A 10,256-nucleotide genomic window follows, 5' to 3' on the forward strand; every position below is an offset into this window, starting at 1 on the left:
ACTTGTGAGTAATGAACGTATGAATACATTGCTCCTTGCCCTTTTGAAAGGGCCGTATAGTCCATAAGGAGGTGACAGAAAGATGAAAAAGTACGAAGTTATGTACATTATCCGTCCAAATATTGAGGATGAAGCTAAAAAAGCTGTAGTTGAGCGTTTTGACAACGTATTAACAACTCAAGGTGCGGAGATCATCGAATCTAAAGACTGGGGTAAGCGTCGTCTTGCATATGAAATTGAAGACTTCCGTGATGGTTTCTACCGTCTAGTGAAAGTTAATGCAAACCCAGAAGCGGTTCAAGAATTTGACCGTCTTGCTAAGATTAGTGGAGATATTATTCGCCACATTGTTGTTAAAGAAGAAGAATAATTTGAGTTGTAATTAATATAAAAAGACTGGTGTTTCACGTGAAACACAGTCTAAAAGGGAAGGGGTTGATTCTGATGATGAACCGCGTTATATTAGTTGGCCGATTAACAAAGGACCCTGATTTACGTTATACTCCAAGTGGGGTACCTGTTGCTACATTTACACTTGCTGTGAATCGCACTTTTTCGAATCAGCAAGGTGAAAAGGAAGCAGATTTTATTAATTGTGTAGTATGGCGAAAACCAGCGGAGAACGTAGCTAATTTCTTGAAAAAAGGTAGTTTAGCTGGCGTCGATGGTAGATTGCAAACTCGTAATTATGAAGGACAAGATGGTAAACGTGTATATGTCACAGAAGTTGTGGCAGAAAGTGTTCAATTCTTAGAGCCTAGAAATTCAGCACCTGATCGTGGAGGCAACAATGATTTTTATGGCGGTGGCCAAAGAAATCAAAGCACCCCATTTAATCAAAATCAGAATCAACAACGAAACCAAGGCTATACTCGTGTAGATGAAGATCCATTCTCCAATGATGGTCAACCGATTGACATCTCTGACGATGATCTTCCGTTTTAATAGAATTAACTTTATATACAAAGGAGGGAAATGAAAATGGCAATGGGTGGACGCAGAGGCGGACGTAAACGCCGTAAAGTTTGCTTTTTCACAGCGAACGGAATAACTCACATCGATTATAAAGATGTTGATTTATTGAAAAAATTCATCTCTGAACGTGGGAAAATTCTTCCTCGTCGTGTAACAGGTACAAGCGCAAAATACCAACGTAAATTAACGATTGCTATTAAACGTTCTCGTACTATGGCATTATTACCATATGTTTCAGGTGAATAATGTATAAATAAAAGCACAACAAGTATTATATCTTGTTGTGCTTTTTATTTTGGAAAGAGAAGTTTTTAGATCAAAATTATTTAACGAATATAATCACTCCCTAGTGTAAGTAATATCAGTAATCTTATTACCTCATTGTGTTTACCAATCTTGAAACGAGGAGCTAGAAGGGAAAAATAACATATATTTCTAATTGGCTATAAGAGTATAAGCAAAGTCTCTTTTTTATTTTAATTTAATTTTAAGTTTTGCTTGCTATATTACTTTATGTAAGGTTAGTAAATAGCAGTAGGCACATAGCTAAACTTTTCTTTTACCCCCTTTTTTTCGGTACCCTGTACAACACAGGGTACCTTTTATTTTTTTAGAAAATGATAGAGTGTGACTATATTGATAACATTTTAAAATATTTTTACTTTCTGGAGCAAACCTCCATCTCCTACTTACGATAAGCAATTATCAACTCGTGAACTATTTCTCTGTGATTCCAATGTATTGTCGAAGACTGCGAAATCAATACGCCACGATCCTTTGTTTTTTCCATCGTTAAGAGTAAGTTAATATTTCTTTGTTAATTTATAAGCATGCTTAACTAAACATAAGAATCACCATTAATCTTCAAAAATGAAGTGCTTTTAAATTGATAGTTTTCGTTTAAGATTACAATACTTTGAACTGAGAGGATGGTAATAATGGACAATAACATCTATTCAAATGAACAAAAAAAAGAAACAAAGTCAAAATTTAAAAAATCAGGCTATTTTGCTTCAAGCCTTTTAGGAGTAGTTGCCGGTGCACTCGCTGTATCATTTATTGTTCCTAATATTGGAAGTGCAACTTCAGCAAAGGATACAGCATCGTCGTTACAAAATAGCATAAATTCGAATACGACTCAAACTACCCAAGCGAAGAATGTGTCGGTAAACTTAACATCGGATATCACAAATGCAGTAGCTAAGACAGAAAAGGCAGTTGTTGGGATAGCGAATATACAATCACAAAAAAGTAGCAGCTGGTACCAATCTGATAGTAGCCAAAACCAAGAAACTGGGTCCGGTTCGGGAGTCATATACAAAAAAGTAAATGGGAAGGCATATATTGTTACAAATAATCATGTTGTAGAAGGTGCAGACAAATTAGAAGTGACTTTATCAGATGGAACAAAGCTAGAGGGTAAGTTAGTAGGAAGTGATATTTGGAATGATTTAGCTGTCGTTGAAATAGATGGGAGCAAGGTGACGACTGTAGCTCAATTTGGAAACTCTGATACTATTAAGCTTGGAGAACCAGCCATTGCAATAGGCAACCCATTAGGAGAAGAGTTCTCTGGTTCTGTTACGCAAGGGATTATTTCTGGATTAAATCGAACTGTGCCAGTTGATATAAATGATGATGGTCAAGAGGATTGGGAGGCAGAAGTCATTCAAACAGATGCAGCTATAAATCCAGGCAATAGTGGTGGAGCACTTATTAATGCGGAAGGACAAGTAATTGGTATAAATTCAATGAAAATAGCGGAAGATTCAGTAGAAGGGATCGGACTTGCTATTCCTATTAACACAGTAGAGCCAATCATTAACGAATTAGAGTCAAAAGGGAAAATTACAAGACCATCTATGGGGGTAACATTGCAAAACATTAGTGATGTCCCTTCTTATTATCAACAACAATCCTTAGGGCTATCTAGTCCTCTTAGCGAAGGGGTTATGATTTCAGAAGTTTCTCAAGGGTCACCAGCTAAGGATGCAGGTCTGCAAAAATTTGATGTAATCTACGAACTCGATGGTCAAAAGGTGAATAATGTAATTGACTTAAGAAAATATATGTATAACAATAAAAAACCCGGTTCTAGTATGAAAGTAAAATTTTATCATCAAGGTAAAAAAGAAGAAGTAACAATTAAATTAGCAACAGATTCAAACTTACAATAAATGACAAAATGATAATTATTGTTTGAATAAAAAAGATGAAAAGACAGAATGGGATATAAACCAAGCTGTCTTTTTTGATTTTCCATTTACCCAGGTGGACACAGGAATAGTTATCTAAATGCAAAAATAATTATGGAAAGAGAAAATAAAGTAAATGAAGTCGTGGTAGTGTACTTTTCATTAATCCAGTATATTATGATAAAATATAGCCATGCTTAACGGTTTTTAGGTAATTAGAAAGGGGTAAGAAGTGTAAAAGTGAAAAATGTCAGAGTCATTACCGAAGGAGCACTGTTGCTCGCGGTATATATCGTACTGCTATTAGTTTTTATATATATTCCAGTTATTTATATCATTTCAGCGATGTTTCTAGTCCTTCCATTCCTTCTATACAGTGCTAAACATCCTTTTAAGTATGCGCTTGTCTTTCTTGTCGCTAGTTTGATCATTTCCGCACTAATTGGAACGATATTTTCTCTACCTGCTTCGTTTATCTTTGGAACAACAGGAATTGTTATGGGCTACTGTGTAAAAATAAAAAAATCGAAATTCGTTATTTTAGTTGCGTCCAGTCTTACCTTTTTAATTGATTTCCTATTTTTATATATGGTTGCTATCAAGTTTTTTCATATAAACTATTTACAGGATACAATTAAAATTATTCGAGATTCCTTTCAGCAATCTAACGAAATATTAAAGGCATTAGGTCAGACACAAGCAAATCAGGTAACATCACAGTTAGATAATATTATCACGCTATTTCAAACATTGTTCCCAACTTTGCTGGTGATTTCATCATTTGTATTCGTTTGGTTATTCATGATTATTAATTTTCCTATAGTAAGACGCTTCGGAGTAAATGTACCTAAATGGGAACCCTTTCATAAAATACAACTACCGAAAAGTGTATTATGGTATTATTTAATTACCATGTTTTTATCATTAATTATTCATCCAAAAACGGGTGGATTTAGCGCCTTAGCATTGTTGAATCTGGCGTTTATTTTTCAAATATTAATGCTAGTTCAAGGTTTCTCCTTCATTTATTACTTTGGATATTTACAAAAATGGTCAAAAGGTATTCTCATCTTAATTACTGTCCTAGCTTTCATCTTTTCACCATCTATGTTTCTTATTTTAGTATTGGGTATTATCGACTTAGGAATAGACTTACGAAGTAAACTAAAAGGATAAATTCACTTAAAGGAGCTGATAACATGCCTTCTTATTTTAGTAAGCGAATGGTTCGATATCCGTTGTATGGTTTAGTTGCGATATCATTAGCCCTTTTAGGTGTCGTTGCAATTTTTTACTGGTGGATCGCTGCAATTGCAATTATATTATTAGGAATATTATTTTATTTTGCTTTTCTTTTTGAAAGAAAAGCTCATGATGATATAGAGGAGTATATATCCACACTTTCCTATCGGGTTAAAAGAGTCGGGGAAGAAGCCTTAATGGAGATGCCAATTGGGATAATGCTGATTAATGAAGATTATTTTATTGAATGGACGAATCAATTTATGGCATCTTGTTTTGATGAGGACACTCTTGTTGGTCGATCATTATATGATGTAGCTGAAACGTTGGTTCCTTTGATTAAACAAGAGATGGATTCTGAGACTGTAACTATAAATAATCGTAAGTATCGGGTAGCTTTAAGGTTGGAGGAACGACTCCTATACTTTTTTGATATTACAGAGCAAATGGAAATTGAAAAGCACTATTTGGACGAACGAGCTGTTATCTCCATTATCTTTTTAGATAACTATGATGAAGTAACCCAAGGGATGGATGATCAAACACGGAGCAGTCTTAATAGTTTAGTGACATCGATTCTTAATAAATGGGCAACAGATAATGGCATCTTTTTGAAGAGAATTTCCTCGGAGCGATTTATAGCTATTTTTAATGAAAAAATATTACGAGAACTTGAAAAGGATAAATTCTCTATTTTAGACGATGTTCGTGAAACTACAGCAAAGCAAAATGTACCATTAACATTAAGTATCGGGATTGGCTCAGGACTACCTGTATTGCCTGATTTAGGTTCTCTTGCCCAATCAAGCCTAGATATTGCTCTTGGTCGAGGTGGGGACCAGGTAGCTATGAAGCAATTAAACGGGAAAGTGAAATTTTACGGTGGAAAGACAAACCCGGTAGAAAAGCGAACACGGGTTAGAGCACGAGTCATTTCCCATGCATTACGGGAATTAATGCTAGAAAGTGATAAAGTGATCATCATGGGTCATAAGTATCCTGATATGGATGCGATTGGAGCAGCAATTGGAATACGGAAGGTTGCCCAAATGAACCAAAAGGAAGCATATGTTGTTATTAATTCATCTGAAATTGACACAGGCGTGAAAAGATTAATCGAAGAAATAAAACAGCACCCAGATATGTTTACTCGTTTTATTTCGCCAGATGAAGCTTTGGAAATGGCAACAGAAGAATCATTATTAGTAATAGTCGATACACATAAGCCATCATTTGTCATTGAAGAGAAACTAATCAAAAAGATTGATAATATTGTTGTTATCGATCATCATCGCAGAGGGGAAGATTTTATTAAAAACCCTTTGCTCGTTTATATGGAGCCATATGCTTCTTCAACAGCCGAACTAGTAACTGAATTACTTGAGTATCAGCCTAAAAATGAAAAAATAAATATGCTCGAAGCAACGGCTTTACTCGCTGGAATTATTGTCGATACAAAAAGCTTTACTTTAAGAACAGGTTCAAGAACCTTTGACGCAGCTTCTTATTTAAGAGCTTTAGGTGCGGATACAGTGTTAGTACAAAAGTTTTTGAAAGAGGATATTAACACGTACGTAAAAAGAGCTAAGCTTATTGAAAATGTAAAATTTTATCTGAATGGAATAGCGATTGCTAAGGGTGATAACGAAGAGAAAGTGGATCCTGTTGTCACTGCACAAGCGGCAGACACATTATTGACAATGGATGGCGTAAATGCTTCGTTTGTCATTTCAAAGCGAGCAGAAAATGAAATAGGAATTAGTGCACGTTCCTTGGGAAATATAAATGTTCAAGTTATAATGGAAGCATTAGGTGGTGGCGGTCATTTGTCGAATGCTGCTACTCAATTAAAAGATGTGACAATTGAACAAGCTGAACAAAAGCTAATAAAAGCCATAGATGAGTATATAGAAGGGAGCACAAAGTCATGAAAGTAATCTTTTTAAAGGATGTAAAAGGTAAAGGGAAAAAAGGTGAAACAAAAAATGTAGCAGATGGCTATGCTCATAATTTCCTTATTAAGCAAGGACTTGCTGTAGAAGCAACAACAGCTAATTTAAAGGGTGTAGAAGCACAAAAGAAAAAAGAACAATTAATGGCAACAGAAGAATTAGAAGAGGCTAAAAAACTAAAAGAAGTTTTAGAAAAAATTACAGTCGAATTGAAAGCAAAATCAGGAAACGGTGGAAGATTATTCGGTTCGATTACGAGTAAACAAATTTCCGAGGAGCTTAAGAAAAAACATAATATTCAAATAGATAAGCGCAAAATGGAATTAAATGATGCTATTCGTGCGTTAGGATATACAAAGGTTCCTGTGAAATTGCATTCTGATGTTACCGCAACATTAAATGTCCATGTCACAGAAGAAAGTTAAAATTGCCAGCTACATAATATCTTCGTTCATGATAAAATAGAATAGTCATAGAAGGATGAAACAAACATCCTACACCAAGAATTATAAATGTGGTCTTTTTCATTTGATCACATTTTTTTGTTTAGAGTATTTAGGGCTTTTTATTACAAAAAATATTTAACAAGTATAGATTATGTCTAGTGTAAGCAGCCTTCGGCTAACGGATTTCGGAATCAGCTTGTGAACTAACTTTCTGTGTGGTTCAATTATCTCGCCTGTGACCACTAAAGTGAATTCACACTTCAAATTTCACTCATCCGTACGCTAGAGTTGCGGGGCTTGCGCTTTTCTTATCCCGTATTTGAATAGGGGGTTTTGATATATGAGTGATTTATATGCAGATCGAATGCCACCACAAAATATTGAAGCAGAGCAGGCGGTACTAGGTGCTGTTTTTCTTGAACCATCTTCATTAATTACAGCTTCGGAAGTTTTAATTCCAGAGGATTTTTACCGTAATGCCCATCAATTGATTTTTCTTATTTTCCTAAAACTTAATGATGAAGGAAAGGCCGTTGATTTAGTGACGGTTGCTGAAGAATTATCTGCTTCTAAACAACTTGAGGATGTAGGTGGTATCAGCTATTTAAGTGAGTTAGCTGGTTCCGTTCCTACAGCTGCAAATATTGAGTATTATGCAAGAATCGTAGAAGAAAAGTCTTTACTTAGACGATTAATTAGAACAGCAACCACTATTGCAACGGATGGCTATACTAGAGAAGATGAAGTAGAGGAACTTCTCAGTGAAGCGGAACGGGGCATCATGGAGGTGGCAAATCGGAAAAATGCCGGGGCATTCCATAATATTAAGGATGTTCTTGTCCGCACTTATGATAATATTGAGCTACTTAATAATCGAATTGGGGATATTACAGGTATTCCAACTGGTTTTGCTGAGCTTGATCAGATGACGGCAGGTTTTCAACGGAATGATTTGATCATTGTCGCAGCCCGACCGTCAGTAGGGAAGACAGCTTTTGCTTTAAATATTGCCCAAAATGTGGGGACAAAGGCTGGAGAAAATGTAGCTATTTTTAGCCTCGAGATGGGTGCAGAGCAGCTTGTCATGCGTATGCTCTGTGCGGAAGGTAATATAAATGCTCAAAATTTAAGAACTGGTTCCTTAACAGATGAAGACTGGAGAAAACTAACCATGGCGATGGGAAGTTTATCGAACTCTGGAATTTTTATAGATGATACACCAGGTATTCGGATTAATGAAATACGTTCGAAATGTCGTAGATTAAAACAAGAGCATGGGCTTGGAATGATATTAATTGACTATTTACAGCTGATTCAAGGTAGTGGCAGGTCCAATGAAAACCGTCAACAAGAGGTTTCCGAAATATCCCGTTTATTAAAGTCGCTGGCACGTGAATTGGAAGTCCCGGTTATTGCATTATCCCAGTTATCGCGTGGGGTTGAACAACGTCAGGATAAGCGCCCGATGATGTCAGATATTCGTGAATCTGGAAGTATTGAGCAAGATGCAGATATCGTTGCCTTTTTATATCGTGATGATTATTATGATAAAGAATCGGAGAATAAAAATATCATTGAAATTATTATTGCCAAGCAACGTAATGGTCCAGTTGGTACAGTATCTTTAGCATTTGTGAAGGAATATAATAAATTTGTTAATTTAGAAAGAAGATTTGATGATGCGGGAGTTCCCGCAGGTGCATAATTGGAAGGGAAATTGGTATTTTACCAGTTTCTTTTTTTTATAGGATAATATAAATATACGAATAAAAATAGTTATCAATCTATTATCGTTCGTGTTTTGGTTGACTTTTTAATTAAAATTGATAAAATAGGTATGTTGATATTTGAAGACCGTGAATAATAACATATCGGAGGTGCGTTGGAATTGTCTTCAGTAGTTATAGTAGGTAGTCAGTGGGGAGATGAAGGAAAGGGAAAGATTACCGATTTCCTTTCAGAAAATGCAGAGGTTATTGCTCGTTACCAAGGTGGGAATAACGCAGGACATACCATTCGTTTTGAAGGTGTAACTTATAAGCTTCATCTTATTCCATCTGGAATTTTTTATAAAGACAAAATAAGTGTTATTGGCAATGGAATGGTAGTTGATCCAAAAGCACTTGTTGAAGAATTAAAGTACCTACATGATAAAGGCATTGAAACGGATAACCTCCGTATTAGTAATCGTGCTCATGTGATTCTTCCTTATCATTTGAAACTGGATGAGGTGGATGAAGAAAGAAAAGGTTCCAATAAAATTGGTACTACGAAAAAGGGAATCGGCCCAGCCTACATGGATAAAGCTGCAAGAATTGGCATCCGGATAGCTGATTTATTAGACCGCGAAGTATTTGAGGAAAAGCTTACTCGTAATTTAGAGGAAAAAAATCGATTACTAGAACGTATGTATGAAACAGAAGGCTTTAAATTAGAAGATATCTTGGACGAGTATTATGAATATGGCCAGCAATTTAAGCAATATGTATGTGATACATCTGTTGTTTTAAATGATGCTCTGGATGAAGCGAAAAGAGTGCTATTTGAAGGAGCACAAGGAGTTATGCTTGATATTGACCATGGTACTTATCCTTTCGTAACTTCCTCCAATCCAGTCGCAGGTGGAGTAACAATTGGATCAGGTGTTGGACCAAACAAAATATCACATGTAGTTGGTGTGGCGAAAGCATATACAAGCCGGGTTGGGGATGGACCATTTCCAACTGAGTTAACAGATGAAATTGGTAATCAAATTCGTGAAGTAGGTCGTGAATATGGGACGACAACTGGACGCCCACGCCGTGTTGGCTGGTTTGATAGCGTCGTTGTTCGTCATGCAAGAAGAGTAAGTGGTTTGACAGATTTGTCACTAAACTCTATTGACGTTTTAACAGGATTTAAAACAGTGAAAATATGCGTTGCTTATAAATATAATGATCAAATTATCGAGGAATATCCGGCAAGCTTAAAGATACTAGAACAATGTGAGCCTGTATATGAAGAGCTTCCTGGCTGGAATGAGGATATCACAGGTTGTAAATCATTGGATGAACTACCCGCAAATGCACGTCATTATTTAGAGCGAGTTTCCCAACTGACAGGAATCCCATTATCTATTTTCTCTGTTGGACCTGACCGTTCACAAACGAATGTAATTTATAGTGTTTGGAGATAATAGATAAAGCATAAGCCGCCAAGAGATCTATCGGATGCTTACGATAAATAAAGAGTTGATTTCGTATGAAATCAGCTCTTTAAAAATTTTTTTGTAGAATTTTGCCGAAATGTGTTGCAATATTAGAAATCTGTATGATAATATATAATATGTTGCTGCAATAAAAGAAATATCTTTTTTAAATCAAAAATTGAGAGCCATTAGCTCAGTCGGTAGAGCATCTGACTTTTAATCAGAGGGTCGAAGGTTCGAGTCCTTCATGGCTCACCAT

Annotated in this window: 9 protein-coding genes and 1 tRNA gene; all 10 read left to right on the forward strand. The window is 35.8% G+C overall.

What is annotated here, in order from left to right; genetic code table 11:
- Positions 1 to 82 precede the first annotated feature (82 nt).
- The 10 genes from rpsF to AC3WJF_RS17785 all read left to right on the forward strand — a co-directional run bounded on the left by rpsF (position 83) and on the right by AC3WJF_RS17785 (position 10,255).
- The gene (gene rpsF / locus AC3WJF_RS17740) at positions 83 to 370 is read left to right on the forward strand and encodes a 30S ribosomal protein S6 (RefSeq protein WP_492454566.1); all 288 of its coding nucleotides are present in this window, start codon (positions 83 to 85) and stop codon (positions 368 to 370) included.
- Between the two features lie 74 nt (positions 371 to 444).
- A complete protein-coding gene (ssb, locus tag AC3WJF_RS17745) occupies positions 445 to 945 on the forward strand; it encodes a single-stranded DNA-binding protein (protein WP_492454567.1) in 501 nt (166 codons plus the stop codon).
- Positions 946 to 987: 42 nt separating this feature from the next.
- Positions 988 to 1,221, forward strand: coding sequence for a 30S ribosomal protein S18 (gene rpsR / locus AC3WJF_RS17750; RefSeq protein ID WP_492454582.1), 234 nt, complete (start codon positions 988 to 990; stop codon positions 1,219 to 1,221).
- A 692-nt stretch (positions 1,222 to 1,913) separates the two neighbouring features.
- Complete coding sequence (locus AC3WJF_RS17755) at positions 1,914 to 3,152, forward strand: S1C family serine protease (RefSeq protein ID WP_492454569.1); 1,239 nt, start codon at positions 1,914 to 1,916, stop codon at positions 3,150 to 3,152.
- A 258-nt stretch (positions 3,153 to 3,410) separates the two neighbouring features.
- Positions 3,411 to 4,346: a YybS family protein gene (locus AC3WJF_RS17760; protein WP_492454571.1), complete on the forward strand. Its 936-nt coding sequence runs from the start codon at positions 3,411 to 3,413 to the stop codon at positions 4,344 to 4,346.
- Between the two features lie 23 nt (positions 4,347 to 4,369).
- Positions 4,370 to 6,343 carry a DHH family phosphoesterase gene (locus tag AC3WJF_RS17765; protein ID WP_492454573.1) on the forward strand — a complete coding sequence of 658 codons (1,974 nt, stop codon included), beginning with the start codon at positions 4,370 to 4,372 and terminating at the stop codon, positions 6,341 to 6,343.
- A complete protein-coding gene (gene rplI / locus AC3WJF_RS17770; protein WP_492454575.1) occupies positions 6,340 to 6,789 on the forward strand; it encodes a 50S ribosomal protein L9 in 450 nt (149 codons plus the stop codon). Before AC3WJF_RS17765 ends, rplI begins: the two co-directional genes overlap by 4 nt.
- Before the next feature lie 361 nt (positions 6,790 to 7,150).
- Positions 7,151 to 8,515 (forward strand): replicative DNA helicase, encoded by a 1,365-nt coding sequence (gene dnaB, locus AC3WJF_RS17775; RefSeq protein ID WP_492454577.1) that lies wholly within the window; start codon positions 7,151 to 7,153, stop codon positions 8,513 to 8,515.
- A 183-nt stretch (positions 8,516 to 8,698) separates the two neighbouring features.
- Positions 8,699 to 9,985: an adenylosuccinate synthase gene (locus AC3WJF_RS17780; protein WP_492454579.1), complete on the forward strand. Its 1,287-nt coding sequence runs from the start codon at positions 8,699 to 8,701 to the stop codon at positions 9,983 to 9,985.
- A 194-nt stretch (positions 9,986 to 10,179) separates the two neighbouring features.
- Positions 10,180 to 10,255: transfer RNA gene (locus AC3WJF_RS17785), tRNA-Lys, on the forward strand.
- Position 10,256 lies beyond the last annotated feature (1 nt).

Source organism: Heyndrickxia sp. FW510-T9, from assembly GCF_058781025.1.

Excerpts from the sequence above, each read along its gene's own strand:
- rpsF (WP_492454566.1), top strand. The coding sequence starts at position 83 with ATGAAAAAGTACGAAGTTATGTACATTATCCGTCCAAATATTGAGGAT.
- ssb (WP_492454567.1), top strand. The coding sequence starts at position 445 with ATGATGAACCGCGTTATATTAGTTGGCCGATTAACAAAGGACCCTGAT.
- rpsR (WP_492454582.1), top strand. The coding sequence starts at position 988 with ATGGGTGGACGCAGAGGCGGACGTAAACGCCGTAAAGTTTGCTTTTTC.
- AC3WJF_RS17755 (WP_492454569.1), top strand. The coding sequence starts at position 1,914 with ATGGACAATAACATCTATTCAAATGAACAAAAAAAAGAAACAAAGTCA.
- AC3WJF_RS17765 (WP_492454573.1), top strand. The coding sequence starts at position 4,370 with ATGCCTTCTTATTTTAGTAAGCGAATGGTTCGATATCCGTTGTATGGT.
- rplI (WP_492454575.1), top strand. The coding sequence starts at position 6,340 with ATGAAAGTAATCTTTTTAAAGGATGTAAAAGGTAAAGGGAAAAAAGGT.
- dnaB (WP_492454577.1), top strand. The coding sequence starts at position 7,151 with ATGAGTGATTTATATGCAGATCGAATGCCACCACAAAATATTGAAGCA.